This window comes from Ectopseudomonas guguanensis, from assembly GCF_900104265.1.
In the GTDB taxonomy this organism is placed as follows: domain Bacteria; phylum Pseudomonadota; class Gammaproteobacteria; order Pseudomonadales; family Pseudomonadaceae; genus Aquipseudomonas; species Aquipseudomonas guguanensis.
Genome location: NZ_FNJJ01000012.1, coordinates 17,983 through 43,925 on the forward strand (window position 1 = coordinate 17,983; position 25,943 = coordinate 43,925).

Annotated in this window: 36 protein-coding genes, 3 tRNA genes and 1 rRNA gene; 39 read left to right on the plus strand and 1 reads right to left on the minus strand. The window is 59.9% G+C overall.

Annotated features, from left to right (window positions below; genetic code table 11):
* The first annotated feature begins 192 nt into the window (after positions 1-192).
* The 38 genes from rrf to bfr all read left to right on the plus strand — a co-directional run bounded on the left by rrf (position 193) and on the right by bfr (position 21,473).
* Positions 193-308 (plus strand): 5S ribosomal RNA (gene rrf / locus BLS61_RS17100).
* Between the two features lie 216 nt (positions 309-524).
* Positions 525-1,484, plus strand: a complete 960-nt coding sequence (gene birA, locus BLS61_RS17105) for a bifunctional biotin--[acetyl-CoA-carboxylase] ligase/biotin operon repressor BirA (protein ID WP_090433130.1) — start codon at positions 525-527, stop codon at positions 1,482-1,484.
* Positions 1,481-2,230 (plus strand): pantothenate kinase, encoded by a 750-nt coding sequence (locus BLS61_RS17110; protein ID WP_090432870.1) that lies wholly within the window; start codon positions 1,481-1,483, stop codon positions 2,228-2,230. Before birA ends, BLS61_RS17110 begins: the two co-directional genes overlap by 4 nt.
* An 8-nt stretch (positions 2,231-2,238) precedes the next feature.
* The gene (locus tag BLS61_RS17115) at positions 2,239-2,925 is read left to right on the plus strand and encodes an SPOR domain-containing protein (protein ID WP_090432873.1); all 687 of its coding nucleotides are present in this window, start codon (positions 2,239-2,241) and stop codon (positions 2,923-2,925) included.
* Between the two features lie 141 nt (positions 2,926-3,066).
* Positions 3,067-3,151 (plus strand) — tRNA-Tyr (locus tag BLS61_RS17120).
* A gap of 24 nt (positions 3,152-3,175) precedes the next feature.
* Positions 3,176-3,249, plus strand: a tRNA-Gly gene (locus tag BLS61_RS17125).
* 26 nt (positions 3,250-3,275) lie between these two features.
* A tRNA-Thr gene (locus BLS61_RS17130) sits at positions 3,276-3,351 on the plus strand.
* Positions 3,352-3,435: 84 nt separating this feature from the next.
* Positions 3,436-4,629 carry an elongation factor Tu gene (gene tuf, locus BLS61_RS17135; RefSeq protein WP_090432875.1) on the plus strand — a complete coding sequence of 398 codons (1,194 nt, stop codon included), beginning with the start codon at positions 3,436-3,438 and terminating at the stop codon, positions 4,627-4,629.
* 155 nt (positions 4,630-4,784) lie between these two features.
* Positions 4,785-5,096: a 30S ribosomal protein S10 gene (gene rpsJ / locus BLS61_RS17140; RefSeq protein ID WP_003243886.1), complete on the plus strand. Its 312-nt coding sequence runs from the start codon at positions 4,785-4,787 to the stop codon at positions 5,094-5,096.
* Between the two features lie 83 nt (positions 5,097-5,179).
* Positions 5,180-5,809: a 50S ribosomal protein L3 gene (rplC, locus tag BLS61_RS17145; protein ID WP_013717347.1), complete on the plus strand. Its 630-nt coding sequence runs from the start codon at positions 5,180-5,182 to the stop codon at positions 5,807-5,809.
* 14 nt (positions 5,810-5,823) lie between these two features.
* Positions 5,824-6,426: a 50S ribosomal protein L4 gene (rplD, locus tag BLS61_RS17150; protein ID WP_090432876.1), complete on the plus strand. Its 603-nt coding sequence runs from the start codon at positions 5,824-5,826 to the stop codon at positions 6,424-6,426.
* Positions 6,423-6,722, plus strand: coding sequence for a 50S ribosomal protein L23 (gene rplW, locus BLS61_RS17155; protein ID WP_003243891.1), 300 nt, complete (start codon positions 6,423-6,425; stop codon positions 6,720-6,722). Before rplD ends, rplW begins: the two co-directional genes overlap by 4 nt.
* A 14-nt stretch (positions 6,723-6,736) precedes the next feature.
* A complete protein-coding gene (gene rplB, locus BLS61_RS17160; RefSeq protein ID WP_003243893.1) occupies positions 6,737-7,561 on the plus strand; it encodes a 50S ribosomal protein L2 in 825 nt (274 codons plus the stop codon).
* A 16-nt stretch (positions 7,562-7,577) separates the two neighbouring features.
* Positions 7,578-7,853 carry a 30S ribosomal protein S19 gene (rpsS, locus tag BLS61_RS17165; RefSeq protein ID WP_003243896.1) on the plus strand — a complete coding sequence of 92 codons (276 nt, stop codon included), beginning with the start codon at positions 7,578-7,580 and terminating at the stop codon, positions 7,851-7,853.
* 11 nt (positions 7,854-7,864) lie between these two features.
* Positions 7,865-8,197: a 50S ribosomal protein L22 gene (gene rplV, locus BLS61_RS17170; RefSeq protein ID WP_003103908.1), complete on the plus strand. Its 333-nt coding sequence runs from the start codon at positions 7,865-7,867 to the stop codon at positions 8,195-8,197.
* A gap of 13 nt (positions 8,198-8,210) precedes the next feature.
* The gene (gene rpsC / locus BLS61_RS17175) at positions 8,211-8,897 is read left to right on the plus strand and encodes a 30S ribosomal protein S3 (RefSeq protein ID WP_003243898.1); all 687 of its coding nucleotides are present in this window, start codon (positions 8,211-8,213) and stop codon (positions 8,895-8,897) included.
* Positions 8,898-8,909: 12 nt separating this feature from the next.
* Positions 8,910-9,323, plus strand: a complete 414-nt coding sequence (rplP, locus tag BLS61_RS17180; RefSeq protein ID WP_003243901.1) for a 50S ribosomal protein L16 — start codon at positions 8,910-8,912, stop codon at positions 9,321-9,323.
* Positions 9,323-9,514: a 50S ribosomal protein L29 gene (gene rpmC, locus BLS61_RS17185; RefSeq protein ID WP_003243902.1), complete on the plus strand. Its 192-nt coding sequence runs from the start codon at positions 9,323-9,325 to the stop codon at positions 9,512-9,514. Before rplP ends, rpmC begins: the two co-directional genes overlap by 1 nt.
* Positions 9,515-9,516: 2 nt before the next feature.
* Complete coding sequence (rpsQ, locus tag BLS61_RS17190; protein ID WP_013717345.1) at positions 9,517-9,783, plus strand: 30S ribosomal protein S17; 267 nt, start codon at positions 9,517-9,519, stop codon at positions 9,781-9,783.
* Between the two features lie 23 nt (positions 9,784-9,806).
* The gene (gene rplN / locus BLS61_RS17195) at positions 9,807-10,175 is read left to right on the plus strand and encodes a 50S ribosomal protein L14 (protein ID WP_003243907.1); all 369 of its coding nucleotides are present in this window, start codon (positions 9,807-9,809) and stop codon (positions 10,173-10,175) included.
* 11 nt (positions 10,176-10,186) lie between these two features.
* Positions 10,187-10,501 carry a 50S ribosomal protein L24 gene (gene rplX / locus BLS61_RS17200; protein ID WP_003243909.1) on the plus strand — a complete coding sequence of 105 codons (315 nt, stop codon included), beginning with the start codon at positions 10,187-10,189 and terminating at the stop codon, positions 10,499-10,501.
* 19 nt (positions 10,502-10,520) lie between these two features.
* A complete protein-coding gene (rplE, locus tag BLS61_RS17205; protein WP_003243911.1) occupies positions 10,521-11,060 on the plus strand; it encodes a 50S ribosomal protein L5 in 540 nt (179 codons plus the stop codon).
* Positions 11,061-11,075: 15 nt separating this feature from the next.
* Positions 11,076-11,381 carry a 30S ribosomal protein S14 gene (gene rpsN / locus BLS61_RS17210; protein WP_003243912.1) on the plus strand — a complete coding sequence of 102 codons (306 nt, stop codon included), beginning with the start codon at positions 11,076-11,078 and terminating at the stop codon, positions 11,379-11,381.
* Positions 11,382-11,575: 194 nt separating this feature from the next.
* The gene (gene rpsH, locus BLS61_RS17215; protein ID WP_003243915.1) at positions 11,576-11,968 is read left to right on the plus strand and encodes a 30S ribosomal protein S8; all 393 of its coding nucleotides are present in this window, start codon (positions 11,576-11,578) and stop codon (positions 11,966-11,968) included.
* 12 nt (positions 11,969-11,980) lie between these two features.
* Positions 11,981-12,514, plus strand: coding sequence for a 50S ribosomal protein L6 (gene rplF / locus BLS61_RS17220; protein WP_003463285.1), 534 nt, complete (start codon positions 11,981-11,983; stop codon positions 12,512-12,514).
* An 11-nt stretch (positions 12,515-12,525) separates the two neighbouring features.
* Positions 12,526-12,876 carry a 50S ribosomal protein L18 gene (rplR, locus tag BLS61_RS17225; RefSeq protein WP_013717343.1) on the plus strand — a complete coding sequence of 117 codons (351 nt, stop codon included), beginning with the start codon at positions 12,526-12,528 and terminating at the stop codon, positions 12,874-12,876.
* A gap of 3 nt (positions 12,877-12,879) precedes the next feature.
* Positions 12,880-13,380, plus strand: a complete 501-nt coding sequence (rpsE, locus tag BLS61_RS17230; RefSeq protein WP_013717342.1) for a 30S ribosomal protein S5 — start codon at positions 12,880-12,882, stop codon at positions 13,378-13,380.
* Between the two features lie 2 nt (positions 13,381-13,382).
* On the plus strand, positions 13,383-13,562 hold the full coding sequence (gene rpmD / locus BLS61_RS17235) for a 50S ribosomal protein L30 (protein WP_003243922.1): 180 nt from the start codon (positions 13,383-13,385) through the stop codon (positions 13,560-13,562).
* 2 nt (positions 13,563-13,564) lie between these two features.
* Complete coding sequence (gene rplO, locus BLS61_RS17240; RefSeq protein WP_013717341.1) at positions 13,565-13,996, plus strand: 50S ribosomal protein L15; 432 nt, start codon at positions 13,565-13,567, stop codon at positions 13,994-13,996.
* Entirely contained in the window at positions 13,997-15,325 is a 1,329-nt protein-coding gene (gene secY, locus BLS61_RS17245; protein ID WP_003243925.1) for a preprotein translocase subunit SecY, read from the plus strand.
* A 28-nt stretch (positions 15,326-15,353) separates the two neighbouring features.
* Positions 15,354-15,470 carry a 50S ribosomal protein L36 gene (rpmJ, locus tag BLS61_RS17250; RefSeq protein ID WP_002555468.1) on the plus strand — a complete coding sequence of 39 codons (117 nt, stop codon included), beginning with the start codon at positions 15,354-15,356 and terminating at the stop codon, positions 15,468-15,470.
* 133 nt (positions 15,471-15,603) lie between these two features.
* On the plus strand, positions 15,604-15,960 hold the full coding sequence (rpsM, locus tag BLS61_RS17255) for a 30S ribosomal protein S13 (protein ID WP_012019780.1): 357 nt from the start codon (positions 15,604-15,606) through the stop codon (positions 15,958-15,960).
* A gap of 30 nt (positions 15,961-15,990) precedes the next feature.
* On the plus strand, positions 15,991-16,380 hold the full coding sequence (gene rpsK / locus BLS61_RS17260; protein ID WP_003243933.1) for a 30S ribosomal protein S11: 390 nt from the start codon (positions 15,991-15,993) through the stop codon (positions 16,378-16,380).
* Between the two features lie 17 nt (positions 16,381-16,397).
* Positions 16,398-17,018, plus strand: coding sequence for a 30S ribosomal protein S4 (gene rpsD / locus BLS61_RS17265; protein ID WP_024309654.1), 621 nt, complete (start codon positions 16,398-16,400; stop codon positions 17,016-17,018).
* A 22-nt stretch (positions 17,019-17,040) separates the two neighbouring features.
* A complete protein-coding gene (locus BLS61_RS17270) occupies positions 17,041-18,042 on the plus strand; it encodes a DNA-directed RNA polymerase subunit alpha (RefSeq protein WP_003243938.1) in 1,002 nt (333 codons plus the stop codon).
* A 44-nt stretch (positions 18,043-18,086) separates the two neighbouring features.
* The gene (gene rplQ / locus BLS61_RS17275) at positions 18,087-18,473 is read left to right on the plus strand and encodes a 50S ribosomal protein L17 (protein WP_090432878.1); all 387 of its coding nucleotides are present in this window, start codon (positions 18,087-18,089) and stop codon (positions 18,471-18,473) included.
* A gap of 248 nt (positions 18,474-18,721) precedes the next feature.
* Complete coding sequence (gene katG, locus BLS61_RS17280) at positions 18,722-20,872, plus strand: catalase/peroxidase HPI (RefSeq protein WP_090432880.1); 2,151 nt, start codon at positions 18,722-18,724, stop codon at positions 20,870-20,872.
* A 136-nt stretch (positions 20,873-21,008) separates the two neighbouring features.
* Positions 21,009-21,473, plus strand: coding sequence for a bacterioferritin (gene bfr / locus BLS61_RS17285; RefSeq protein WP_090432881.1), 465 nt, complete (start codon positions 21,009-21,011; stop codon positions 21,471-21,473).
* Positions 21,474-21,520: 47 nt separating this feature from the next.
* Here bfr and uvrA read toward each other — a convergent pair whose 3' ends face one another.
* Entirely contained in the window at positions 21,521-24,355 is a 2,835-nt protein-coding gene (uvrA, locus tag BLS61_RS17290; protein ID WP_090432884.1) for an excinuclease ABC subunit UvrA, read from the minus strand.
* A gap of 191 nt (positions 24,356-24,546) precedes the next feature.
* Here uvrA and BLS61_RS17295 point away from each other — a divergent pair, with 191 nt between their 5' ends.
* Complete coding sequence (locus BLS61_RS17295; protein ID WP_090432886.1) at positions 24,547-25,941, plus strand: MFS transporter; 1,395 nt, start codon at positions 24,547-24,549, stop codon at positions 25,939-25,941.
* The last annotated feature ends 2 nt before the right edge of the window (positions 25,942-25,943 follow it).

Genomic DNA, 25,943 nt, shown 5'->3' on the forward strand with positions numbered 1-25,943 from the left:
AGCGCTGTGAGGCGTTGAGCTAACCCATACTAATTGCCCGTGAGGCTTGACCATATAACACCCAAACAATCTGCTCTCACAGCAGAGGGTGTCGATGGTGAAGTCGACAGAAAGCCGAAAATTTGCGAGCGCTACAAGCCTCTATCACGTATCCAAGGGATAGCGCCTAACCGCGACATCCCAACCGAATTGCTTGACGACCATAGAGCGTTGGAACCACCTGATCCCATCCCGAACTCAGAAGTGAAACGACGCATCGCCGATGGTAGTGTGGTGCTTCACCATGTGAGAGTAGGTCATCGTCAAGCTCCTATACGAAACCCCAGATCGCATACGCGGTCTGGGGTTTCTTCTTTGCGCTCGGGAAAACAGTGCGCGTAGGGTGCGCTGTGCGCGCCGACAATGACGCGGTTACGAAGGTGCGCATGGCGCACCCTATGGTTGATATCCTGTCGGTTTCCGTTTTCTATGCAAGCCGAGGCCTCGTCGTTATCATGCCAGCCTTGTTCGTAGCGGGGCCTGGCATGCTGGAATTGTTGAAACTTCTACAGGATGGGCGATTCCATTCCGGTGAAGCCCTCGGGGCTCAGCTTGGGATAAGCCGAAGTGCCGTCTGGAAGCAGTTGCAGGGCCTGGAGGCCGAGTTCGGGGTTGAGGTGTTCAAGGTCCCCGGGCGCGGCTATCGACTGGCCTCGCCCATGGTCTTGCTCGATGTCGAGCGGATATCGCGCAGTGCGCCCGGTCTGCACTGGCCGATCCTGGTCCGGTCCAGTGTGGATTCCACCAATGCCGAAATCTTTCGTCGTCTCGATGCAGGCACGCCTGCGCCGTTCGTGCTGATGGCCGAGCGGCAGACCGCTGGGCGCGGCCGGCGGGGGCGCGTATGGGCCAGTCCGTTCGCAGAAAACCTCTATTGCAGCCTCGTTCTACGTGTGGATGGCGGGATGAGCCAGGTGGAGGCGCTGAGTCTGACAGTGGGGCTTGCTGTCGCCAGAGCGCTGCAGGCCTGTGGCGTTGAAGGCGCCCGGCTGAAGTGGCCGAATGATGTGCTGGTCGATGGACGCAAGATATCCGGAATACTTCTGGAGCTCGCCGGGGACCCGGCGGATGTCTGTCACGTGGTGATAGGCATCGGAATCAACGTCAACATGGCGTTCGATGTGCCCGGTGTTATCGATCAGCCCTGGACCTCGGTGCGCCAGTGTCTGGGGCGCGCAATCGATCGAAACGATCTGGCTGCTGAACTGCTTCTGCAGTTGCACGATTGCCTCTCGGTACACTGGCAGCATGGTTTTGCCGGTCTGCGCGAGCAGTGGGAAGCATTGCATGCATGGCGCGGACGCTCCGTGGCGTTGACCGCAGGTAGTAACGCGACCCTGGGCGTCGTGCTCGGGGTGGATGAACGAGGCGCCATTAGGTTGAATGTCGATGGTGTCGATCGCGCTTTCAGTGGCGGGGAGTTGAGCTTGAGGTTGCAACAATGATTCTTGAGCTCGACTGCGGCAATAGCTTCATCAAGTGGCGGGTGATTTCCGAGGATGGGAGTCAGCGTCTTTTCGCGGGTGTGGTGGATTCCGATTCCGCTCTATTCGAGTCCCTGGCTGCAGCCCCCGAATTGCGGGTGAGTCGCTGTCGTCTGGTCAGTGTGCGCAGTGATGCCGAGACCGAGCAGCTGGTGGTGCGCTTGCGTGAACTCCTGGGGGTCGAAGCAGTGTGCGCGCAATCGGCCAGTCAGGTCGGTATGGTGCGCAACGGTTATGAGGATTTCCGGCGCCTTGGTCTGGATCGCTGGCTTGCTGTGCTGGGCGCCTATCATCTGGGGCAGCGCGCTTGTCTGGTGGTGGATCTCGGGACGGCGGTAACCGCAGACTTCATATCGGCTGATGGTATGCACCAGGGTGGTTTCATTTGCCCAGGGTTGCCGTTGATGCGCGATCAGCTGAGTACGCACACGCGGCGTATTCGCTACGACCGTCAGGTGGCTCTGGCCGCGTTGCAGGAGCTGGAGCCTGGACGCTCCACCGCCGAGGCGGTAGAGCGCGGTTGCGTGCTGATGTTGCGCGGTTTCGTGGCTGAGCAGTTGCTGCAGGCGCGGGCTCGCTTCCCCGAAGGTTTCGAGGTCTTCCTGACTGGAGGCGATGCGGACCTGGTGCGCGATGTGGTGCCGGGAGCGCAAGTCGTCACGGACCTGGTATTTGTCGGGCTGGCTATAGCCTGTCCCTTGAGTTGAGGCGAAGCATGCGCTGGATTCTGCTACTGCTCCTGCTACTTAATGCCTTCTACTACGTCTGGCATCAGCAGCAGGCTCCCCTGCGTGCCAAGGAGGTCGCTCCGGCAAACGCGTACCAGGCGGCTCGCAAGGATATTCGTCTGTTGAGCGAAACAGATGCGCCGCGTTCGCGCAGCGAGTCTTCCGCGGCTGCCGATGCGGTCACCCCCGAGGCGGCTGTTTGCCTCTTCCTTGGCAGTTTCGATGAAGAGACGAGGGCGAGGGTGGTGGAGCAGCGTTTGCTGAGTCTGGATATACAGGCCGAGGTGCGCAGCATAGATGCAGCTGCCGGTGTCGAGTACTGGGTGTACCTGCCGCCCCTGGCTTCTCGGCAGGCGTCACTGAGGCAGTTGCGCGAGCTGCAGGCGCGGCGTATCGACAGCTACATCATCACTCAGGGCGAGCTGGCCAACGGCATATCGCTCGGCATATTCCCCCGTAACGATTCGGCCAACAGCGTCATGCAGCGTTTGCGTGATGTCGGCTATGAGCCACAGATCCGCGAATTGTCGCGTGCGCACCGCAGTTTCTGGGTGAGGGTGGCGCCACAGAGTCGGCGCCTGGCCGATGAGTTTCTGCTTGGGCGACTGGCTGGAGACTTTGCCGGTTTGCAGCATCAATTAATGCCTTGTGAAGGCGTTGCATTGCTTCAGTAGTTTGCATAGAATGGCGCCCGCTTCGCAGGGTGGTCAAAGTTGGTTCCCGACGAAGATGTTGTCAAAGTAGCTAACCTCAAGATTTTAATGAGAAAAAGCTTGACAGCAGGGTGGCAGATCTAGAAAATGCCGCCTCACTTTGGAGGGGTTCCCGAGCGGCCAAAGGGATCAGACTGTAAATCTGACGTCATCGACTTCGAAGGTTCGAATCCTTCCCCCTCCACCAGATTCGGCGTGAGCTGCAGGCTCCGCGGGTATAGTTCAGTGGTAGAACCTCAGCCTTCCAAGCTGATGATGCGGGTTCGATTCCCGCTACCCGCTCCAGTTTGTGGTTGGCGCAATAGAGTTTGGCTCATGTAGCTCAGCTGGTAGAGCACACCCTTGGTAAGGGTGAGGTCAGCGGTTCAAATCCGCTCATGAGCTCCATCTAATGAAGGCAGATATGAAAGTATCTGCCTTTGTTTTAATGGCGGCATGGCTTGCTCAATTCTTCGCTAGGAGACGGTCAAGATGGCTAAAGAGAAATTCGAACGTAACAAACCGCACGTCAACGTCGGCACCATCGGTCACGTTGACCACGGTAAGACCACTCTGACCGCTGCTCTCACCCGCGTCTGCTCCGAAGTATTCGGTTCGGCTCGTGTTGACTTCGACAAGATCGACAGCGCTCCGGAAGAAAAAGCTCGTGGTATCACCATCAACACTGCGCACGTAGAGTACGACTCCAACATTCGTCACTACGCGCACGTTGACTGCCCGGGCCACGCCGACTACGTGAAGAACATGATCACCGGTGCTGCCCAGATGGACGGCGCGATCCTGGTCTGCTCGGCTGCCGATGGCCCCATGCCGCAAACCCGTGAGCACATCCTGCTGTCCCGTCAGGTTGGTGTACCGTACATCGTCGTGTTCCTGAACAAGGCCGACATGGTTGACGACGCCGAGCTGCTGGAGCTGGTCGAGATGGAAGTTCGCGACCTGCTGAGCACCTACGATTTCCCGGGTGACGACACTCCGATCATCATCGGCTCCGCGCTGATGGCGCTGAACGGTGAAGACACCAACGAGATGGGCACCAGTGCCGTCAAGAAGCTGGTCGAGACTCTGGATACCTACATTCCTGAGCCGGTTCGTGCCATCGATCGTCCGTTCCTGATGCCGATCGAAGACGTGTTCTCGATCTCCGGTCGCGGTACCGTGGTAACCGGTCGTGTAGAGCGCGGTATCGTCAAGATCCAGGAAGAAATCGAAATCGTTGGTCTGCGTCCGACCACCAAGACCACCTGCACCGGCGTTGAGATGTTCCGCAAGCTGCTGGACGAAGGTCGTGCTGGTGAGAACTGCGGCGTGCTGCTGCGCGGCACCAAGCGTGATGAAGTCGAGCGTGGTCAGGTTCTGGCCAAGCCGGGCACCATCAAGCCGCACACCAAGTTTGAAGCTGAAGTGTACGTTCTGTCCAAGGAAGAAGGTGGTCGTCACACCCCGTTCTTCAAGGGCTACCGTCCGCAGTTCTACTTCCGTACCACTGACGTGACCGGTTCGTGCGAACTGCCGGAAGGCGTTGAGATGGTAATGCCGGGCGACAACATCAAGATGGTTGTCACCCTGATCAAGCCGATCGCCATGGAAGACGGCCTGCGCTTCGCGATCCGCGAAGGTGGCCGTACCGTCGGCGCCGGCGTGGTTGCCAAGATCATCGAGTAATCGACGATCCGCTTGAGAGAAAAGGGCCCTTCGGGGCCCTTTTCTTTTGAACTGGTTAAAAGTTGACACCCCCAGGGGGCATCCGTACAATTGCGCCTCCCTCGAGCGGGCGTAGTCCGTCTGTGGGGATTAGCAGCTTGGAATCTGAGGTCAAAATGCAAAACCAACAAATCCGTATTCGGTTGAAGGCTTTTGACCATCGCCTGATCGATCAATCTACCCAGGAAATCGTGGAAACCGCGAAACGTACTGGTGCTCAGGTGCGTGGTCCGATTCCTCTGCCTACTCGTAAGGAGCGGTACACCGTTCTGATCTCTCCGCACGTCAACAAGGACGCGCGTGATCAGTACGAAATCCGCACTCATAAGCGTGTTCTGGACATCGTCCAGCCGACGGATAAAACCGTTGACGCGCTGATGAAGCTCGACCTTGCGGCAGGCGTGGAAGTGCAGATCAGCCTCGGCTAAAACCTGGCGGTTTTAGTCGTGTAACGCTCTGAAATGGGCGGCCATAGCGGGTGAAAGCCCCGTACACTCATGAGGTTTACAACATGACTATTGGTGTAGTCGGTCGTAAGTGCGGCATGACCCGCATTTTCACCGAAGAAGGTGTCTCCATTCCGGTCACGGTCATCGAGATCGAGCCGAATCGCGTCACCCAGTTCAAAAACGAGGAGTCCGATGGCTACCGCGCAGTGCAGGTCACTGTCGGCGAGCGTCGCGCCTCGCGCGTCAGCAAGGCTCAGGCCGGTCACTTCGCCAAGGCGAACGTCGCGGCAGGTCGTACCGTTCTGGAATTCCGTCTTGAAGAAGGCGACTACCAGGCCGGCGATCTGATCAACGCTGAAATTTTCCAAGCTGGTCAGCTGGTGGATGTCACCGGTCAGTCCAAAGGTAAAGGCTTCGCCGGTACCATCAAGCGTTGGAACTTCCGCGGCCAGGACAACACTCACGGTAACTCCGTTTCTCACCGTGTACCGGGTTCCATCGGTCAGTGCCAGACCCCGGGTCGTGTATTCAAGGGCAAAAAGATGTCCGGTCATATGGGCGCTGAGCGCGTGACCGTACAGTCCCTGGAAGTCGTTCGCGTAGACGCCGAGCGTAACCTGCTGCTGGTCAAGGGTGCCGTTCCGGGCGCTACTGGCGGCGACGTTATCGTTCGTCCGGCTGTCAAGGCGTAAGGGGAGAATCTGAGATGCAATTGAATGTAAATGGCGCTCAGGCGATCGAAGTGTCCGATGCGACCTTCGGTGGCGAGTTCAACGAGACCCTGGTTCACCAAGCAGTCGTAGCCTACATGGCTGGCGGCCGTCAGGGCACCAAAGGCCAGAAATCCCGTTCCGACGTTTCCGGTGGCGGCAAGCGCCCTTGGCGTCAGAAGGGCACCGGTCGTGCTCGTGCCGGTACCACTCGTGGTCCGATCTGGCGTGGCGGTGGTGTGACCTTCGCAGCGTCCACCCGTAACCACGAGCAAAAGCTGAACAAGAAGATGTATCGCGCTGCTCTGCGCTCCATCCTTGCTGAGCTGGTTCGTACCGACCGTCTGGTAGTGGTTGAAGACTTCGCTGTCGAAGCTCCGAAAACCAAGGCTCTGCTGAGCAAGCTGAACGGCCTGGGTCTGAACGATGTGCTGATCGTCTCCGATGCGGTCGATCAGAACCTGTACCTGGCTGCCCGCAACCTGCCGCACGTCGATGTACGTGACGTCCAGGGTTCCGATCCGGTCAGCCTGATCGCGTACGAAAAAGTGCTGGTCACTGTTTCGGCCGTGAAGAAATTCGAGGAGCTGCTGGGATGAACCAGGAACGCGTATTCAAAGTGCTGCTTGGCCCGCACATCTCCGAGAAGGCCACGGTTCTGGCTGACAAGCAAGGTCAGTTCGTTTTCAAAGTCGCTACCGATGCGACCAAGCTGGAAATCAAGAAGGCCGTCGAAAGCCTGTTCAACGTGAAGGTTGAGCGCGTTACTACCCAGAACGTTCTGGGCAAGAGCAAGCGCACCGCTCGCGGTCTGGGCAAGCGTAACGACTGGAAGAAGGCAGTTATCTCCCTTCAGCCGGGCCAAGATCTCGATTTCACCAGCAGTGCTGAGTAAGGAAGGGGTGCATCATGGCAATCGTTAAATGCAAACCGACTTCCGCTGGCCGCCGTTTTGTGGTCAAGGTGGTCAATCAGGAGCTGCACAAAGGCGCTCCGTACGCTCCGCTGCTCGAGAAGAAGTCGAAGTCCGGTGGTCGTAACAACAACGGCCGTATCACCACCCGTCATATCGGTGGTGGCCACAAGCAGCATTACCGTCTGGTCGACTTCCGTCGCAACGACAAGGATGGCATCCCCGCCACCGTCGAGCGCGTGGAATACGATCCGAACCGTACTGCTCACATCGCTCTGCTGAAGTATGCCGACGGTGAGCGTCGCTACATCATCGCCCCGAAAGGCGTTGTAGCTGGCGATCAGCTGGTGGCCGGCAACATGGCGCCGATCAAGCCGGGCAACAGCCTGCAGCTGCGCAACATTCCGGTGGGTTCGACCGTTCACGGTATCGAGCTGAAGCCGGGCAAAGGCGCGCAGATCGCTCGTTCCGCTGGTGCTTCCGCTCAGCTGATCGCGCGTGAAGGTGCTTATGTGACTCTGCGTCTGCGCTCCGGCGAAATGCGCAAAGTCCTGGCTGAGTGCCGTGCGACCCTGGGCGAAGTCTCGAACTCCGAGCACAGCCTGCGTTCGCTGGGTAAGGCTGGTGCCAAGCGCTGGCGTGGCGTTCGTCCGACCGTTCGTGGTGTTGCCATGAACCCGGTTGATCACCCGCACGGTGGTGGTGAAGGTCGTACCTCCGGTGGTCGTCATCCGGTGTCGCCGTGGGGCTTCCCGACCAAGGGCGCGAAGACCCGTGCTAACAAGCGCACCGACAACATGATCGTCCGTCGTCGCAAGTAAATAGAGGGATACGACAGTGCCACGTTCTCTGAAAAAAGGTCCTTTTATCGATCTTCACCTACTGAAGAAGGTCGAAGCGGCGGTGGAAAAGAACGATCGCAAGCCGGTTAAAACCTGGTCGCGTCGCTCCATGATCCTGCCGCAGATGGTCGGTCTGACCATCGCTGTGCATAACGGTCGTCAGCATGTCCCGGTCCTCGTGAACGAAGACATGGTCGGCCACAAACTGGGCGAATTTGCCGGCACCCGTACCTATCGTGGTCACGTTGCCGACAAGAAAGGCAAGCGTTAAGGGGTTTGGAAATGGAAGTAGCCGCTAAGTTGTCGGGCGCTCGCATCTCCGCCCAGAAAGCTCGCCTGGTCGCCGACCAGATCCGCGGGAAGAAGGTGGGCGAAGCGCTCAACCTGCTGGCTTTCAGCAGCAAGAAAGCAGCCGAGATCATGAAGAAAGTGCTGGAGTCGGCCGTTGCCAACGCCGAGCACAACGAAGGCGCAGACGTTGATGACCTGAAGGTCAGCACCGTTTTCGTCAACGAAGGGCGTTCGCTTAAGCGCATCATGCCGCGTGCCAAAGGCCGTGCTGATCGCATCGTCAAGCGGTCTTGCCATATCACTGTCAAGGTTGCGGACAAGTAACGGAGTCGATCAGATGGGTCAGAAAGTACATCCCGTTGGCATCCGCCTGGGAATCGTCAAGGATCACACTTCGGTCTGGTACGCAGATGGTCGCAATTACGCCGACTACCTGAACGCCGACCTGAAGGTTCGTGCATACCTGCAAGACAAACTAAAAAGCGCGTCCGTTAGCCGTATCGACATCGCTCGTCCGGCTCAAACCGCACGCATCACCATCCACACCGCTCGTCCCGGCATCGTGATTGGCAAGAAAGGTGAAGATGTTGAGAAGCTGCGTCAGGACCTGACCAAGCAAATGGGTGTGCCGGTGCACATCAACATCGAAGAGATCCGCAAGCCGGAGCTCGACGGTATGCTGGTTGCGCAGAGCGTAGCTCAGCAGCTGGAGCGTCGCGTTATGTTCCGTCGCGCCATGAAGCGCGCTGTACAGAACGCCATGCGCATTGGTGCCAAGGGTATCAAGATCCAGGTGAGCGGTCGTCTTGGCGGCGCTGAAATTGCCCGTACCGAGTGGTATCGCGAAGGTCGTGTGCCTCTGCACACCCTGCGTGCCGATATCGATTACGCCACCTACGAAGCGCACACCACTTACGGTGTGATCGGCGTCAAGGTTTGGATCTTCAAGGGTGAGGTCATTGGTGGCCGCACTGAAGAGCTGAAGCCGCAAGCGCCCGCTCCTCGTAAAGCTGCTAAGAAATAAGGAGTACGCATCATGTTGCAACCAAAGCGTACGAAGTTCCGCAAGCAGATGACCGGCCACAACCGTGGTCTGGCTCAGCGCGGTAGCAAGGTCAGCTTCGGCGAATTCGCGCTGAAGTCTGTCGCCCGCGGTCGTCTCACCGCTCGTCAGATCGAGTCCGCTCGTCGTGCTCTGACCCGTCACGTTAAGCGTGGCGGCAAGATCTGGATCCGCGTCTTCCCGGACAAGCCGGTTACCAAGAAGCCTCTCGAAGTGCGTATGGGTAAAGGTAAGGGTGGCGTTGAATACTGGGTAGCCCAGATCCAGCCAGGCAAGGTCCTGTACGAGATCGAAGGCGTATCCGAAGAGCTGGCGCGCGAGGCATTCGCCCTGGCTGCTGCAAAGCTGCCGCTCGCCACCACCTTTGTTAAGCGGACGGTGATGTGATGAAAGCGACCGAACTTCGTGAAAAAAGCGCACAACAGCTGAACGAGCAACTGCTCGAGCTGCTGCGCGACCAGTTCAATCTGCGTATGCAGAAGGCAACTGGCCAGCTGGGGCAGTCTCACCTGCTCTCGCAAGTGAAGCGCGACATCGCTCGCGTCAAGACTGTCCTCAGCCAGCAGGCAGGTAAGTGATCATGGCCGAAGTTGAAAAAACAGTCCGTACGCTGACCGGCCGTGTTGTCAGCGACAAGATGGACAAGACCATCACCGTTCTGATCGAGCGTCGCGTCAAGCACCCGATCTACGGTAAATACGTCAAGCGTTCGACCAAACTGCACGCTCACGACGAAAGCAACCAGTGCAAGATCGGCGACAAGGTTTCCATTCGCGAAACCCGTCCGCAGTCCAAGACCAAGTCCTGGGCTCTGGTTGAAGTCGTTGAACGCGCCGTTGACGTCTAAGGGCTAGGGGTCGGAGAAATTTTATGATTCAGACTCAATCCATGCTCGATGTGGCTGACAACAGTGGTGCACGTCGCGTTATGTGCATCAAGGTGCTGGGCGGCTCGCATCGTCGCTACGCCGGCATCGGCGACATCATCAAGGTCACCGTCAAGGAAGCAATTCCGCGCGGCAAAGTGAAGAAAGGTCAGGTCATGACCGCAGTGGTCGTTCGTACCCGTCACGGCGTTCGCCGTGCCGACGGTTCGATCATCCGCTTCGACGGCAACGCTGCTGTTCTGCTGAACAACAAGCAGGAGCCGATCGGTACCCGTATCTTCGGGCCAGTGACCCGTGAACTGCGTTCCGAGAAGTTCATGAAGATCGTCTCGCTCGCCCCTGAAGTGCTTTAAGGAGATCCGACATGCAAAAGATTCGTCGTGACGACGAGATCATCGTGATCGCCGGTAAAGACAAAGGTAAGCGCGGTAAGGTGCTCAAGGTTCTCGCTGACGACCGTCTGGTCGTCGGTGGCATCAACCTGGTGAAGCGTCATACCAAGCCGAACCCGATGTCGGGCGTTCAAGGCGGTATCGTCGAGAAAGAAGCGCCGCTGCACGCTTCCAACGTTGCTATCTTCAACTCTGAGACCAACAAGGCTGACCGCGTTGGCTTCAAGATCGAAGACGGCAAGAAAATTCGTGTCTTCAAGTCCACCCAGAAGCCGGTTGGCGCTTGAGAATCCGTAGGTAAATACCATGGCACGACTGAAAGAGATTTACCGGAAGGAAATCGCGCCCAAGCTGAAGGAAGAACTGAAGCTGGCCAACGTGATGGAAGTTCCGCGCATCACCAAGATCACCCTGAATATGGGCCTGGGCGAAGCGATCGGTGACAAGAAAGTCATCGAGAACGCCGTTGCCGACCTCGAGAAGATCACTGGTCAGAAAGTCGTTGTGACTCATGCCCGCAAGTCGATCGCAGGTTTCAAGGTTCGTGAAGGTTGGCCGATTGGCGTCAAGGTCACTCTGCGTCGCGAGCGTATGTACGAGTTCCTGGATCGTCTGCTGTCCATCTCCCTGCCGCGCGTGCGTGACTTCCGCGGCCTGAATGCCAAGTCCTTCGATGGTCGCGGCAACTACAGCATGGGCGTGAAAGAGCAGATCATCTTCCCGGAAATCGATTACGACAAAATCGATGCGCTGCGTGGTCTGGACATCACCCTGACTACCACTGCCCGTAACGATGATGAAGGCCGCGCTCTGCTGCGTGCTTTCAACTTCCCGTTCCGCAACTGATCGGAGTCCTGGACAATGGCCAAGACAAGCATGAAGAACCGCGAGCTGAAGCGTCAGCAAACGGTTGCCAAGTACGCCAAGAAGCGTGCCGAGCTGAAAGCGATCATCGCCAACCCGAACTCCACTCCGGAAGCTCGTTGGGAGGCTCAGGTCGCTCTGCAGAAGCAGCCGCGTGACGCCAGCGCCTCGCGCCTGCGTAACCGCTGCCGCATCACCGGCCGTCCGCACGGCGTTTACCGCAAGTTCGGTCTGTCGCGTAACAAGCTGCGCGAAGCCGCCATGCGCGGTGACGTACCGGGCCTGGTGAAAGCCAGCTGGTAATCAGCGGTAGCTGAAAGCGAAGCCGGCCTTGTGCCGGCTTTGCCTTTTATTGAACAAGCCCCTTTTGGGGCTTGCTTCATTTTTGATCGGTCTCTAGAATGTCCGGCTCTCCTGAGCCTGGTATTTCCATGCCGAGCTTTTGGATGATCCCACAGCCCTCGGGCTGTTCTTTTTGTATCAGGAGCGTCTAGCCCATGAGTATGCAGGACCCGTTAGCGGACATGCTAACTCGTATCCGTAATGCCCAGATGGCTGAAAAGTCCGTCGTAAGCATGCCTTCTTCCACTCTGAAGGTGGCTGTAGCCAAGGTTCTCAAAGACGAAGGTTACATTGCGGGTTATGAAGTCAATGGCGAAGCCAAGCCACAACTGTCCATCGAGCTGAAGTACTTCGAAGGCCGTCCGGTCATCGAGGAAGTCAAGCGCGTGAGCCGTCCTGGCCTTCGTCAGTACAAATCCGTCGATGACCTGCCGAAGGTTCGTGGCGGTCTCGGTGTTTCCATCGTCTCCACCAACAAAGGTGTGATGACGGATCGCGCTGCGCGCGCTGCCGGTGTCGGCGGCGAAGTGCTTTGCACCGTGTTCTAAGGGGGGATAAGCATGTCTCGCGTTGCTAAGAACCCCGTTGTGCTGCCTGCCGGTGTCGAGATCAAACTCGCCGGTCAGCAGCTTTCGGTCAAGGGCGCCAAGGGCACCCTGGAACTGAACGTTCACTCGTCCGTAGAAGTTATCCAGGAAGGCAGCGAACTGCGTTTCGCCGCTCGTAATGGCGACCAGCAGAACCGCGCCATGGCCGGTACTACTCGCGCTCTGGTTAACAACATGGTTATCGGTGTCAGCCAAGGCTTCGAGCGTAAGCTGCAGCTGGTCGGCGTAGGCTACAAGGCCCAGGCCAAGGGCCAAGTGCTGAACCTTGCGCTGGGCTTCTCTCACCCGATCGACTACGAACTGCCAGCTGGCGTCGTGGCCGAAACCCCCAACCAGACCGAGATCCTGATCAAGGGTATCGACAAGCAACTGGTGGGTCAGGTGGCTGCGGAGATCCGTGACTTCCGTCGTCCTGAGCCTTACAAGGGCAAAGGCGTTCGTTACGCGGATGAAGTTGTCCGTCGTAAAGAAGCCAAGAAGAAGTAAGGGGCTGAGAAATGACCGACAAAAAACTTACTCGTCTGCGTCGCGCTCGCAAAGCACGCCTGAAAATGCACGAGCTCGAAGCCGTGCGTCTGTGCGTGTATCGCTCTTCGCAGCACATCTACGCCCAGGTCATCTCGGCCGACGGCAGCAAGGTTCTGGCCAGCGCCTCTACCTTGGACAAAGCACTGCGTGATGGCGCCACCGGCAACGTCGACGCGGCCAAGAAAGTTGGTGCGCTGGTTGCCGAGCGTGCGAAAGCCGCTGGTGTGACCCAGGTGGCATTCGACCGTTCTGGCTTCAAGTACCACGGCCGCGTCAAGGCGCTGGCTGATGCTGCTCGTGAAGGCGGGCTGGAGTTCTAAGTTATGGCAAATAACGACCAAAAGCGCGACGAAGGCTACATCGAGAAGCTGGTTCAGGTTAACCGCGTTGCCAAGACCGTAAAGGGTGGCCGTATCTTCACCTTCACCGCGCTGACCGTGGTGGGTGATGGCAAGGGCCGCGTTGGTTTCGGCCGTGGCAAGTCCCGTGAAGTTCCGGCTGCCATTCAAAAGGCGATGGAAGCTGCGCGTCGCAACATGATCCAGGTGGATCTGAACGGCACCACTCTGCAGTACCCGATCAAGTCCGCTCATGGCGCCTCCAAGGTGTACATGCAGCCGGCTTCGGAAGGTACCGGTATCATCGCCGGCGGCGCCATGCGTGCCGTACTGGAAGTGGCTGGTGTACAGAACGTTCTGGCCAAGTGCTACGGCTCGACCAATCCGGTGAACGTGGTTCATGCCACTTTCAACGGTCTGAAGACCATGCAGTCTCCGGAATCCGTTGCGGCCAAGCGTGGCAAGAGCGTCGAGGAGATTCTCTAACCATGGCTAACACCGTCAAAGTGACTCTGATCAAGAGCACCAATGGCCGCCTGGCCAATCACAAAGCTTGCGTCAAGGGCCTGGGCCTGCGTCGCATTGGTCACACCGTAGAGGTTCTGGATACTCCGGAAAACCGCGGCATGATCAACAAGGCTTACTACCTGCTGAAGGTGGAGGGTTAATCATGCAACTGAACGATCTGCGTTCCGCGCCGGGTGCCCGTCGCGAAAAGCACCGTCCGGGCCGTGGCATCGGTAGCGGTCTGGGCAAGACCGGTGGCCGTGGTCACAAAGGTCAAACCTCCCGCTCCGGTGGTTCCATCGCTCCGGGCTTCGAGGGTGGTCAGCAGCCGCTGCACCGTCGTCTGCCGAAGTTCGGCTTCGTTTCCCTGAAAGCTATGGATCGCGCCGAAGTGCGTACCTCCGAGCTGAACAAGGTGGAAGGCGTTGTCACCCTGCAGGCTCTGAAGGATGCCAATCTGGTTGGCCAACACGTACAGCGCGTCAAAGTCATGCTGTCCGGTGAGGTTACCCGTGCGGTCACCCTGAAAGGTATCGCCGCCACCAAGGGTGCGCGTGCGGCTATCGAAGCAGCTGGCGGTAAGTTCGAGGACTAAATGGCTAAGCAAGGTGCTCTCTCAGCGCTGGCAGGTGGCGGGTTGTCCGAACTCTGGGCTCGTCTGCGCTTCCTGTTCATGGCGATCATCGTCTACCGGATAGGTGCGCACATCCCGGTTCCTGGCATCAACCCAGACCGACTGGCGGATCTGTTCCGGCAGAATGAGGGGACCATTCTTAGCTTGTTCAACATGTTTTCCGGCGGCGCGCTGGAGCGGATGAGCATCTTTGCGCTGGGGATCATGCCGTATATCTCGGCATCGATCATCATGCAGCTGATGACCGCCGTCAGCCCGCAGCTGGAGCAGTTGAAGAAGGAAGGTGAAGCTGGCCGTCGCAAGATCAGCCAGTACACCCGCTACGGCACTCTCGTCCTGGCGTTCGTTCAGGCCATCGGCATGTCCGTTGGTCTGGCCAGTCAGGGCGTGGCGTTCTCGGTCGATTTCGGCTTCCATTTCGTGGCGATCACCACTTTCGTGGCGGGCGCGATGTTCATGATGTGGCTGGGCGAGCAGATCACCGAGCGCGGTGTCGGCAACGGTATCTCGATGCTGATCTTTGCAGGCATCGTGGCCGGTCTGCCGTCGGCGATCGGGCAGTCTTTCGAGTCTGCTCGTCAGGGCGATATCAACATCTTCGCTCTGATCGCCATCGGCCTGCTGGCAGTAGCGATCATCGGTTTCGTGGTGTTCATCGAGCGTGGTCAGCGTCGCATTGCGGTGCACTACGCCAAGCGTCAGCAGGGCCGCAAGGTCTTCGCTGCGCAGACCAGCCACCTGCCGTTGAAGGTGAACATGGCGGGCGTAATCCCGGCCATCTTCGCCAGCAGCCTTCTGCTGTTCCCGGCCTCGCTGGGTGCCTGGTTCGGTCAGTCCGAGGGTTTGGGCTGGCTGCAGGACATTTCGCAGGCTATCGCTCCTGGTCAGCCGTTGAACATTCTGCTGTTTAGTGCAGGGATCATTTTCTTCTGCTTCTTCTATACAGCGCTGATGTTCAACCCGAAAGACGTAGCGGAAAACCTGAAGAAGTCCGGTGCCTTTATTCCGGGCATCCGTCCGGGCGAGCAGTCGGCGCGCTATATCGATGGCGTTCTGACCCGCTTGACCATGTTCGGTGCTCTGTACATGACGGCCGTGTGCCTGCTGCCCCAGTTCCTGGTGGTTGCGGCCAACGTTCCGTTCTACCTTGGCGGGACCTCGTTGCTGATCGTGGTCGTGGTTGTCATGGACTTCATGTCCCAAGTGCAATCGCACCTCGTGTCTCACCAGTACGATTCCCTGATGAAGAAAGCCAACCTGAAGGGCTATGGCAGCGGCATGCTCCGCTGATCCACCCGTAAGGTTCGAGGAGTTGGTAATGAAAGTTCGTGCATCGGTGAAAAAGCTGTGCCGTAACTGCAAAATTATCCGTCGCGAAGGTGTCGTGCGGGTGATCTGCAGCGCAGAGCCGCGTCACAAGCAGCGCCAAGGCTGAGTGTGAACCACGCGTGATAAGCCCGGCAGCTAGTGCGCTGCCGGGTTGATTATTTGTTTTTACAGCGTTAATATCTCGCGCCCTATTTCTTGGCTTCCGGGGCGTAGGTAGCTGTCAATTGGAGTTCCACTGAATGGCCCGTATTGCAGGCGTTAACATTCCGGATAACAAGCACACTGTTATCTCGCTGACCTACATCTATGGTGTTGGTCGCACCACTGCACAGAAAATCTGTGCCGCTACCGGCGTAAACCCGGCTGCGAAAATCAAGGATCTGACTGACGAGCAGATCGAACAGCTGCGTGGCGAAGTAGCCAAGGTGAATACCGAAGGCGACCTGCGTCGTGAAGTGAATATGAAGATCAAGCGCTTGATGGATCTGGGTTGCTACCGCGGCCTGCGTCATCGTAAAGGTCTGCCGGTTCGCGGTCAGCGCACCAAGACCAACGCTCGCACCCGTAAGGGCCCGCGTAAGCCGATCCGCAAGTAATCGCATTCGCGAATCGACAGGAATTTAGTCATGGCAAAACCTGCTGCTCGTACTCGTAAGAAAGTCAAAAAGACGGTGGTTGATGGCATCGCCCATATCCACGCGTCTTTCAACAACACCATCGTGACCATCACCGACCGTCAGGGCAACGCCCTGTCCTGGGCTACCTCCGGTGGTTCGGGTTTCCGCGGCTCGCGTAAGTCCACTCCGTTCGCTGCCCAGATCGCCGCCGAGCGCGCTGGTCAGGCCGCTCTGGAATATGGCCTGAAGAACCTCGACGTCAACGTCAAGGGCCCGGGTCCAGGTCGCGAATCCGCTGTGCGTGCTCTGAACGCCTGCGGCTACAAAATCGCCAGCATCACCGACGTGACGCCGATCCCGCACAACGGGTGCCGTCCGCCGAAGAAGCGTCGCGTGTAAACAGGAGACAGTGAGAAATGGCTCGTTACATTGGTCCCAAGTGCAAACTGTCTCGCCGTGAAGGCACCGATCTCTTCCTGAAGAGCGGTGTTCGCGCGCTTGAATCTAAGTGCAACATCGAAGCAGCTCCCGGTATTCACGGTCAGCGTCGTGGTCGCCAGTCCGACTACGGTACCCAGCTGCGTGAAAAGCAGAAAGTCCGTCGTATCTACGGCGTTCTGGAGCGTCAGTTCAGCGGTTACTACAAGCAAGCTGCCAGCCAGAAGGGCGCCACCGGCGAAAACCTGCTGCAACTGCTGGAGTGCCGTCTGGATAACGTGGTTTACCGTATGGGCTTTGGTGCTACCCGTGCCGAGTCCCGTCAGCTGGTTTCGCACAAAGCAATCAGCGTCAACGGTCAGACCGTAAACGTACCGTCCTACCAGGTTAAAGCTGGCGACGTCGTTGCTGTTCGCGAGAAATCGAAGAACCAGCTGCGCATCGCTCAGGCTCTCGAGCTCTGCGCCCAGCGCGGCCGTGTTGAGTGGGTAGAAGTAGACGCTGAGAAGAAGTCCGGTGTGTTCAAGAACGTACCGGCTCGTAGCGATCTGTCCGCTGACATCAACGAGAGCCTGATTGTCGAGCTCTACTCCAAGTAAGGGCTAGAAAATAGGTGCATCCATGCAGATTTCGGTAAATGAGTTCCTGACCCCCCGTCACATCGATGTGCAGGAGGTCAGTCCGACCCGCGCCAAGATCACCCTCGAGCCTCTCGAGCGTGGTTTCGGCCATACCCTGGGCAACGCGCTGCGTCGCATCCTGTTGTCCTCCATGCCTGGCTGTGCAGTAGTCGAGGCCGAGATCGACGGCGTACTCCACGAGTACTCCGCGATCGAAGGTGTGCAGGAAGATGTCATCGAGATCCTGCTCAACCTGAAAGGTCTGGCTATCAAGCTGCACGGCCGTGACGAAGTGACCCTGACTCTGGCTAAGAAGGGCCCGGGCGTAGTTACCGCTGCCGATATTCAGCTGGATCACGATGTCGAAATCGTCAATGGCGACCACGTCATCGCCAACCTGGCGGCCAATGGCTCGCTGAACATGAAGCTCACCGTAGCTCGTGGTCGCGGCTATGAGCCGGCTGACGCGCGTCAGAGCGACGAAGATGAAAGCCGCAGCATTGGTCGCTTGCAGCTGGATGCTTCGTTCAGCCCTGTGCGTCGGGTTGCTTACGTGGTGGAAAACGCCCGTGTCGAGCAGCGCACCAACCTGGACAAACTGGTTATCGACCTGGAAACCAACGGTACCCTGGATCCCGAAGAGGCCATCCGTCGTGCCGCGACCATCCTGCAGCAGCAGCTGGCCGCGTTCGTCGACCTCAAGGGCGACAGCGAGCCGGTAGTGGTCGAGCAGGAAGACGAGATCGATCCGATCCTGCTGCGTCCTGTCGATGACCTGGAACTGACCGTACGTTCGGCCAACTGCCTCAAGGCAGAGAACATCTACTACATCGGCGACCTGATTCAGCGCACCGAAGTAGAGCTGCTCAAAACCCCGAACCTGGGCAAGAAATCCCTGACCGAAATCAAGGATGTTCTGGCTTCTCGCGGTCTGTCCCTCGGTATGCGCCTCGATAACTGGCCGCCGGCAAGTCTGAAGAAAGACGATAAGGCCACTGCCTGATCGTCATCATCACCGAACGAACAAGTTTGGTAAGGAATTGAACCATGCGTCATCGTAAAAGTGGCCGTCACCTCAGCCGCACCAGCGCTCACCGCAAGGCCATGTTCCAGAACATGGCGGTCTCGCTGTTCGAGCACGAGCTGATCAAAACTACCCTGCCGAAAGCCAAGGAACTGCGTCGCGTTGCCGAGCCGCTGATCACCCTGGCCAAGAAAGACAGCGTTGCCAACCGTCGTCTGGCCTTCGACCGTACCCGTTCGAAAGCCATCGTCGGCAAGCTGTTCAACGATCTGGGCAAGCGCTACGCCACCCGTAACGGCGGCTACCTGCGCATCCTCAAGTGCGGTTTCCGCGCTGGCGACAACGCTCCGATGGCTTACGTTGAACTGGTCGACCGTCCGGTCGCCGGTGCAGCTGTAGACGCCGAGTAAGTTGCTGGTTGTACGAAGAACCGGGCCTAGTGCCCGGTTTTTTGTTGCCCGGATTTCAGGTTGCGAATGCGGCAATCGAGTCGTCGTCGGCAGGCCTTTGCGTTGGAGGGCGCGCTTGCTCGACGAAAGAAATTAACTATCGGGCCGTTACGCTTCATGAATTGGTTCGCCTGGCAAAGCGGGTCTAGGCTTGTCCCATCGTTGGTCGCACAGGCGGCGACCGACCCGATGAGGAGAAGGAGAGAAGCATGTCGAACCAAGGTAAATGTCCGTTCAACCACGTCGCTGGTGGTGGCACGACCAACAAAGATTGGTGGCCGAACCAGCTGCGTGTGGACCTGCTCAATCAGCATTCCGATCGATCCAACCCCCTGGGCGAAAAGTTCAACTACGCCGAAGCGTTCAAGAAACTCGACTACAAGGCGCTGAAGGCCGATCTGGTCAAACTGATGACCGACAGCCAGGACTGGTGGCCTGCCGACTTCGGTCACTACGGCCCGCAGTTCATCCGTATGGCCTGGCACTCTGCCGGCACCTATCGCACCACTGATGGTCGCGGCGGCGGTGGTCGTGGTCAGCAGCGTTTCGCGCCGCTGAATTCCTGGCCGGACAACGTCAACATCGACAAGTCGCGCCGCCTGCTGTGGCCGATCAAGCAGAAGTACGGCCAGTCCATTTCCTGGGCCGATCTGTACATCCTCGCCGGTAACGTCGCGCTGGAATCCATGGGCTTCCGCACCTTCGGCTTCGGTGCCGGCCGTGAGGACGTATGGGAGCCGGATCAGGACGTCAACTGGGGCGCCGAAGTCGCCTGGCTGGGTGTCGATCCCAAGCGCGTCAACGATGAGCGCGAGCTGACCGCCCCGTTCGGTGCCACGCACATGGGCCTGATCTACGTGAACCCGGAAGGCCCGAACGCCAGTGGCGACTACCTTGCCGCGGCCAAGGACATCCGTGCCACCTTCTATCGCATGGCGATGAACGACGAGGAAATCGTCGCCCTGATCGCCGGCGGCCACACCTTCGGCAAGGCTCACGGCGCTGCCCCGGAATCGCACAAGGGGCCAGAGCCGGAAGCGGCACCGATCGAAGCCCAGGGCCTGGGCTGGACCAGCAATTTCGGCAGCGGCTTCGGCAAGGACACCGTCTCCAGTGGTCTCGAGGTGACCTGGACGAAAACCCCGGCCCAGTGGAGCAACAACTTCTTCGAGAACCTGTTCGGTTTCGAATGGGAACTGACCAAGTCGCCTGCCGGCGCCAAGCAGTGGGTAGCCAAGGACGCCCCGGAAATCATCCCGGACGCGCATGTACCGGGCAAATTCCACAAGCCGACCATGCTCACCACTGACCTGACCATGCGCTTCGACCCTGAGTTCGGCAAGATCTCCAAGCGCTTCCTGGATGATCCGCAGGCCTTCGCCGATGCCTTCGCACGCGCCTGGTACAAGCTGACCCACCGCGACATGGGGCCGAAAGCCCGTTACCTGGGTCCGGAAGTGCCGAAAGAGGACCTGATCTGGCAAGACCCGCTGCCGGCTGCCACGCACAACCCGACTGCTGCCGATATCGCTGACCTGAAGGCGAAGATCGCGGCGTCCGGGCTGTCGGTTGGTGATCTGGTGTCCGTGGCCTGGGCCTCGGCCTCCACCTTCCGCGGTGGCGACAAGCGCGGCGGCGCCAATGGCGCGCGTCTGGCTCTGGCGCCGCAGAAGGACTGGGCGGTCAATCAGCGGGCGATCAAGGTGCTGCCGAAGCTGGTGGAGATCCAGCAGGCTTCGGGCAAGGCGTCGCTGGCCGACGTGATCGTCCTGGCCGGCAACGTCGGTGTCGAGCAGGCGGCCAAGGCTGCCGGCGTCGCGGTGGACGTGCCGTTCGCCGCCGGCCGTGTCGATGCCCGTCAGGATCAGACCGATGTCGAGTCTTTTGACGTGCTCGAGCCGGCTGCCGATGGCTTCCGCAACTACAGCAAGGGCAACCTGGGCGTACCGACCGAGACGATGCTGGTGGACAAGGCGCAGATGCTCACCCTGACCGCGCCGGAGCTGACCGCGCTGGTCGGCGGCCTGCGGGTTCTGGGGGCCAACCATGACGGCAGCCAGCATGGTGTGTTCACCGACAAGGTCGGCGTGCTGTCCAACGACTTCTTCGTCAATCTGCTGGACATGGGCACCGTATGGAAGGCCACCGATGACAGCAATGAAGTCTTCGAGGGGCGTACGCGCAAGGACGGTCAGGTGAAGTACACCGCTACCCGCAACGATCTGGTGTTCGGCTCGAACTCCATCCTGCGTGCCTACGCCGAGGTCTATGCCAGCTCCGACGGCAAGGAGAAGCTGGTCCATGACTTCGTCGCGGCCTGGACCAAGGTGATGAACCTGGATCGTTTCGATCTGGCCTGAGCCTGACAGGCGCATCGCTGGTGCGTCAGTAAACCGCAACGCCTCCCTCGTGGAGGCGTTGTGCTTTCGCTTGACCGAGCCCCGTGTCAGGCGGAGCATTGCTCCCTGTTCATGAATGCAACAAGGAATGCCCGGCATGAAAGGCCATACCGAAGTCGTCGACTATCTCAAGCATCTGCTCAAAGGCGAGCTGGCCGCTCGTGACCAGTATTTCATCCACTCGCGGCTGTACGAGGACTGGGGCTTCAGCAAGCTCTACGAGCGCATCAACCATGAGATGGAAGAGGAAACCCAGCATGCCGATGCGCTGCTCAAACGCATCATCTTTCTCGAGGGTGTGCCGGATATGGTGCCCAACGCCTTCAGGTTCGGGCAGACCGTGCCCGAGGCGCTGAAGCTGGATCTGGCCCTGGAGTACGAAGTGCGCGCGGCCCTGAGCAAGGGCATCGAGTTGTGCGAGAAGCATCAGGATTACCAAACCCGCGACATCCTCCTGGCTCAGCTCAAGGACACCGAGGAAGACCACGCCTATTGGCTGGAAATTCAGCTGCAGCTGATCGACAAGCTGGGGTTGGAGAAGTACCTGCAAAGCCAGATGTAAGCTGACTTGCCAAAGTAGGAGCCCCGCATGTGCGGGGCTCTTTCGTTTCAGGCGCGGTCGCGTTCCAGTAGCGGCTTGAGGAAGTGCCCGGTATGCGAAGCCGGGTTGGCCGCGACCTCTTCCGGGGTGCCGGTTGCGATGATCATGCCGCCCTTGGAGCCGCCCTCCGGGCCGAGGTCGACGATCCAGTCGGCGGTCTTGATCACGTCCAGGTTGTGCTCGATCACCACCACGGTGTTGCCGTGGTCGCGCAGGCGATGGAGCACGTCGAGCAGTTGCTGGATATCGGCGAAGTGCAGGCCGGTGGTGGGTTCGTCGAGGATGTACAGGGTCTTGCCGGTGTCGCGCTTGGACAGTTCGCGCGACAGCTTGACCCGCTGCGCCTCGCCACCGGACAGGGTGGTCGCCGACTGCCCCAGCTTGATGTAGGACAGGCCCACGTCCATCAGCGTCTGCAGCTTGCGGGCGATGGCCGGCACGGCATCGAAGAAGGCGCGGGCATCCTCGATGGTCATGTCCAGCACCTCGGTGATGCTCTTGCCCTTGTACTTCACTTCCAGGGTTTCGCGGTTGTAGCGCTTGCCCTTGCACACGTCGCAGGGCACGTAGATGTCCGGCAGGAAGTGCATCTCCACCTTGATCACGCCGTCGCCCTGGCAGGCCTCGCAGCGCCCGCCCTTGACGTTGAAGCTGAAGCGGCCCGGGCCGTAACCGCGCGAGCGCGACTCCGGCACGCCGGCGAACAGCTCGCGGATCGGCGTGAACAGACCGGTGTAGGTGGCCGGGTTGGAGCGCGGCGTGCGGCCGATCGGGCTCTGGTCGATATCCACTACCTTGTCCAGATGCTGCAGGCCGTCGAACGAGTCGTAGGGCGCCGCTTCCAGGCTGGTGGCGCCATTCAGTGCGGTGGCGGTGATGGGGAACAGGGTGTTGTTGATCAGCGTCGACTTGCCCGAGCCGGACACGCCGGTGACGCAGGTGAGCAGGCCGACCGGGATCTCCAGGTCGACCTTGCGCAGGTTGTTGCCGCGTGCGCCCTTGAGTTTCAGCGTTTTCTTCTTGTCTCGCGGAGTACGCGTGGCCGGGTACTGGATCTTCTTGCGCCCGGACAGGTAGCTGCCGGTCAGCGACTCGGGATCGGCCATCACCTGGTCGGGTGTGCCCTGGGAGACGATCCGTCCGCCGTGCACGCCTGCACCGGGGCCGATGTCCACCACGTAGTCGGCCAGGCGGATGGCGTCCTCGTCGTGCTCGACCACGATCACCGTGTTGCCCAGGTTGCGCAGGTGGGTGAGGGTGGCCAGCAGGCGCTCGTTGTCGCGCTGGTGCAGGCCGATGGACGGCTCGTCGAGGATGTACATGACGCCCACCAGGCCGGCGCCGATCTGGCTGGCCAGGCGGATGCGCTGCGCTTCGCCACCGGACAGGGTGTCGGCGCTGCGATCGAGGGTCAAATAGTCGAGACCGACGTTGACCAGGAACTGCAGGCGCTCGCGGATTTCCTTGAGGATCTTCTCGGCGATCTCGCCGCGGCGGCCGGTCAGGTGCAGATCACCGAAGTAATCGCAGGCATCGCCCACCGGCAGGCCGGTCACCGCCGGCAGGGTCTTCTCGCCGACCCAAACGTGCCGCGCTTCGCGACGCAGGCGCGTGCCGCGGCAATCGGGGCAGGGCTGGGTGCTGAGGAACTTGGCCAGTTCATCGCGCACGCTGTTCGACTCGGTCTCGCGATAGCGACGCTCAAGGTTGGGGATGATGCCCTCGAAGGGGTGCGAGCGTTTGACGATATCGCCGCGGTCGTTGAGGTACTTGAAGTCGACGCTCTGCGTACCGCTGCCGAACAGGATCACCTTCTGGTGTTCGGCGGCCAGTTCGTCGAACGGCTGCTCCAGGCTGAAACCGTAGTGACTGGACAGCGAGCCGAGCATCTGGAAGTAGTAGACGTTGCGTCGATCCCAGCCGCGGATGGCGCCTTCGGCCAGGGTCAGCTCGCCGTTGACCAGGCGCTTGGCGTCGAAGAACTGCTTCACGCCCAGGCCGTCGCAGGTCGGGCAGGCTCCGGCCGGGTTGTTGAAGGAGAACAGCTTGGGTTCCAGCTCGCTGATCGAATGGCCGCAGTGCGGGCAGGCGAAGCGCGCGGAGAAGATGATCTCTTCGCCTTCTTCATCGTCCATCGGCGCGATCAGGGCAATGCCGTCGGCCAGGCCGAGGGCGGTCTCGAAGGATTCGGCCAGGCGCTGCTGCAGGTCTTCGCGCACCTTGAAGCGGTCCACCACCACGTCGATGCTGTGCTTCTTCTGCTTGTCCAGCTTGGGCAGCTCGTCCAGCTCATGCAGCTTGCCGTTGACCCGGGCGCGGACGAAACCCTGCGCGCGCAGCTCCTCGAATACCGAAAGATGCTCGCCCTTGCGCTCGCGCACGACAGGGGCCAGCAGCATCAGCTTGCGGCCCTCCGGCAGGGCCAGCACCTGATCGACCATCTGGCTGACGGTCTGCGCCTCCAGCGGCACGTCGTGGTCCGGGCAGCGCGGCGTACCGACGCGGGCATAGAGCAGGCGCAGGTAGTCGTAGATCTCGGTGATGGTGCCCACGGTCGAGCGCGGGTTGTGCGAGGTGGACTTCTGCTCGATGGAAATGGCCGGGGAGAGGCCTTCGATGGTGTCGACGTCGGGCTTTTCCATCATCGACAGGAATTGCCGGGCATAGGCCGACAGCGATTCGACGTAACGGCGCTGGCCTTCGGCATAGAGCGTGTCGAAGGCCAGGGATGACTTGCCCGAGCCGGACAGGCCGGTGATCACGATCAGCTTGTCGCGCGGCAGGGTCAGGTCGATGTTCTTGAGGTTGTGGGTGCGTGCCCCACGAATCAGGATCTTGTCCACTTAGGGAACCTCTGAAAGCTGTCTGCATTGCCGCTGCCGCGTCAGACGGCGGCAGCTTGCAACGGGCCTCGCCGGGCGGGCGGAAAACGGTCGAGTATAGGGCTTGCTGCCTCCCTGCGGCAAAGTGTGCGCCTGTGCCGGAACGATGCCGACTGCTAGAATCGCCGGCTGATTTCCTCAGGGTTTATTCGATGCACGATCCGCACAGCGAGCGCATGAGTAGTAGCGAGACCCGCGCGGCCGGCGGCCTGGCCATGGTGTTCGCGTTTCGTATGCTGGGCATGTTCATGGTGTTGCCCGTACTGGCCACCTACGGCATGGATCTGACCGGCAGCACGCCCGCGCTGATCGGTCTGGCCATCGGTGCCTATGGTTTGACTCAGGCTGTGCTGCAAATTCCCTTTGGCATCGTCAGTGACCGTATCGGCCGACGTCCGGTGATCTACGTCGGCCTGCTGATCTTCGCCGCCGGCAGCGTGCTGGCGGCCAACGCCGACTCGATCTGGGGCGTGATCGCCGGGCGCGTGCTGCAGGGCGCCGGGGCGATCTCGGCTGCGGTGATGGCGTTGCTCTCGGATCTGACCCGCGAACAGCATCGGACCAAGGCCATGGCCATGATTGGCATGAGCATTGGCCTGTCGTTCGCCGTGGCCATGGTGGTCGGCCCGCTGCTGACCCGTGCCTTCGGCCTGTCCGGATTGTTCTGGGCCACGGCGGCGATGGCGCTGCTCGGCATCCTGATCGTCGCCGGTATCGTGCCGAAAGACGCCGGGCCGCTGCAGCACCGCGAGTCCGGCGTGGCGGCGCAGGCGCTGTGGCCGACCCTCAGGCATGGCGACCTGCTGCGCCTGGATTTCGCCATCCTGGCCCTGCATGCGGTACTCATGGCCAGCTTCGTTGCCTTGCCGCTGGCGCTGGTGGAGCAGGGCGGGCTGGTCAAGGAGGAGCACTGGTGGGTCTACCTCACCGCGCTGCTGATCGGTTTCTTCGGCATGGTGCCGTTCATCATCTACGGCGAGAAAAAGCGCCAGATGAAGCGCGTACTGCTCGGCGCGGTGACGGTGTTGCTGCTCTGCGAACTCCATTTCGTCTTCTTCGGCAGCAGTCTGCGCGCGCTGGTGCTGGGTATCGTGGTGTTCTTCACCGCCTTCAACCTGCTCGAGGCCTCGCTGCCATCGCTGGTCAGCAAGGTGGCGCCGGCCGGCGGCAAGGGCACGGCGATGGGCGTCTACTCCACCAGCCAGTTCCTCGGCGCCGCCCTGGGCGGCATTCTCGGCGGCTGGCTGTACCAGCACGTGGGCCTGGGCGGTGTGTTCATCGGCTGCGCTGCGCTCTGTGCAATTTGGCTGGCCATTGCTGTTACTATGCGCGAACCGCCGTATGTGACCAGTTTGCGCCTGCCGCTCGATGCCGCGGCATTGGCCGATGTCGGACTGGTCCAGCGCCTCAAGGCGACGCCGGGAGTGGCGGACGCCGTGGTGGTGGTCGACGAAGCGGCCATCTATATCAAAGTCGATACCCAACAAGTGGATCGCACGACGCTGGAAAGCCTGATCGTATCGGCACCAGCGGCGTGCCGAGTCTAGGA

Coding starts and splice junctions, on each gene's coding strand:
- birA (WP_090433130.1), top strand. CDS start 525: ATGCTGGAATTGTTGAAACTTCTACAGGATGGGCGATTCCATTCCGGT.
- BLS61_RS17110 (WP_090432870.1), top strand. CDS start 1,481: ATGATTCTTGAGCTCGACTGCGGCAATAGCTTCATCAAGTGGCGGGTG.
- BLS61_RS17115 (WP_090432873.1), top strand. CDS start 2,239: ATGCGCTGGATTCTGCTACTGCTCCTGCTACTTAATGCCTTCTACTAC.
- tuf (WP_090432875.1), top strand. CDS start 3,436: ATGGCTAAAGAGAAATTCGAACGTAACAAACCGCACGTCAACGTCGGC.
- rpsJ (WP_003243886.1), top strand. CDS start 4,785: ATGCAAAACCAACAAATCCGTATTCGGTTGAAGGCTTTTGACCATCGC.
- rplC (WP_013717347.1), top strand. CDS start 5,180: ATGACTATTGGTGTAGTCGGTCGTAAGTGCGGCATGACCCGCATTTTC.
- rplD (WP_090432876.1), top strand. CDS start 5,824: ATGCAATTGAATGTAAATGGCGCTCAGGCGATCGAAGTGTCCGATGCG.
- rplW (WP_003243891.1), top strand. CDS start 6,423: ATGAACCAGGAACGCGTATTCAAAGTGCTGCTTGGCCCGCACATCTCC.
- rplB (WP_003243893.1), top strand. CDS start 6,737: ATGGCAATCGTTAAATGCAAACCGACTTCCGCTGGCCGCCGTTTTGTG.
- rplV (WP_003103908.1), top strand. CDS start 7,865: ATGGAAGTAGCCGCTAAGTTGTCGGGCGCTCGCATCTCCGCCCAGAAA.
- rpsC (WP_003243898.1), top strand. CDS start 8,211: ATGGGTCAGAAAGTACATCCCGTTGGCATCCGCCTGGGAATCGTCAAG.
- rplP (WP_003243901.1), top strand. CDS start 8,910: ATGTTGCAACCAAAGCGTACGAAGTTCCGCAAGCAGATGACCGGCCAC.
- rpmC (WP_003243902.1), top strand. CDS start 9,323: ATGAAAGCGACCGAACTTCGTGAAAAAAGCGCACAACAGCTGAACGAG.
- rpsQ (WP_013717345.1), top strand. CDS start 9,517: ATGGCCGAAGTTGAAAAAACAGTCCGTACGCTGACCGGCCGTGTTGTC.
- rplN (WP_003243907.1), top strand. CDS start 9,807: ATGATTCAGACTCAATCCATGCTCGATGTGGCTGACAACAGTGGTGCA.
- rplX (WP_003243909.1), top strand. CDS start 10,187: ATGCAAAAGATTCGTCGTGACGACGAGATCATCGTGATCGCCGGTAAA.
- rplE (WP_003243911.1), top strand. CDS start 10,521: ATGGCACGACTGAAAGAGATTTACCGGAAGGAAATCGCGCCCAAGCTG.
- rpsN (WP_003243912.1), top strand. CDS start 11,076: ATGGCCAAGACAAGCATGAAGAACCGCGAGCTGAAGCGTCAGCAAACG.
- rpsH (WP_003243915.1), top strand. CDS start 11,576: ATGAGTATGCAGGACCCGTTAGCGGACATGCTAACTCGTATCCGTAAT.
- rplF (WP_003463285.1), top strand. CDS start 11,981: ATGTCTCGCGTTGCTAAGAACCCCGTTGTGCTGCCTGCCGGTGTCGAG.
- rplR (WP_013717343.1), top strand. CDS start 12,526: ATGACCGACAAAAAACTTACTCGTCTGCGTCGCGCTCGCAAAGCACGC.
- rpsE (WP_013717342.1), top strand. CDS start 12,880: ATGGCAAATAACGACCAAAAGCGCGACGAAGGCTACATCGAGAAGCTG.
- rpmD (WP_003243922.1), top strand. CDS start 13,383: ATGGCTAACACCGTCAAAGTGACTCTGATCAAGAGCACCAATGGCCGC.
- rplO (WP_013717341.1), top strand. CDS start 13,565: ATGCAACTGAACGATCTGCGTTCCGCGCCGGGTGCCCGTCGCGAAAAG.
- secY (WP_003243925.1), top strand. CDS start 13,997: ATGGCTAAGCAAGGTGCTCTCTCAGCGCTGGCAGGTGGCGGGTTGTCC.
- rpmJ (WP_002555468.1), top strand. CDS start 15,354: ATGAAAGTTCGTGCATCGGTGAAAAAGCTGTGCCGTAACTGCAAAATT.
- rpsM (WP_012019780.1), top strand. CDS start 15,604: ATGGCCCGTATTGCAGGCGTTAACATTCCGGATAACAAGCACACTGTT.
- rpsK (WP_003243933.1), top strand. CDS start 15,991: ATGGCAAAACCTGCTGCTCGTACTCGTAAGAAAGTCAAAAAGACGGTG.
- rpsD (WP_024309654.1), top strand. CDS start 16,398: ATGGCTCGTTACATTGGTCCCAAGTGCAAACTGTCTCGCCGTGAAGGC.
- BLS61_RS17270 (WP_003243938.1), top strand. CDS start 17,041: ATGCAGATTTCGGTAAATGAGTTCCTGACCCCCCGTCACATCGATGTG.
- rplQ (WP_090432878.1), top strand. CDS start 18,087: ATGCGTCATCGTAAAAGTGGCCGTCACCTCAGCCGCACCAGCGCTCAC.
- katG (WP_090432880.1), top strand. CDS start 18,722: ATGTCGAACCAAGGTAAATGTCCGTTCAACCACGTCGCTGGTGGTGGC.
- bfr (WP_090432881.1), top strand. CDS start 21,009: ATGAAAGGCCATACCGAAGTCGTCGACTATCTCAAGCATCTGCTCAAA.
- BLS61_RS17295 (WP_090432886.1), top strand. CDS start 24,547: ATGCACGATCCGCACAGCGAGCGCATGAGTAGTAGCGAGACCCGCGCG.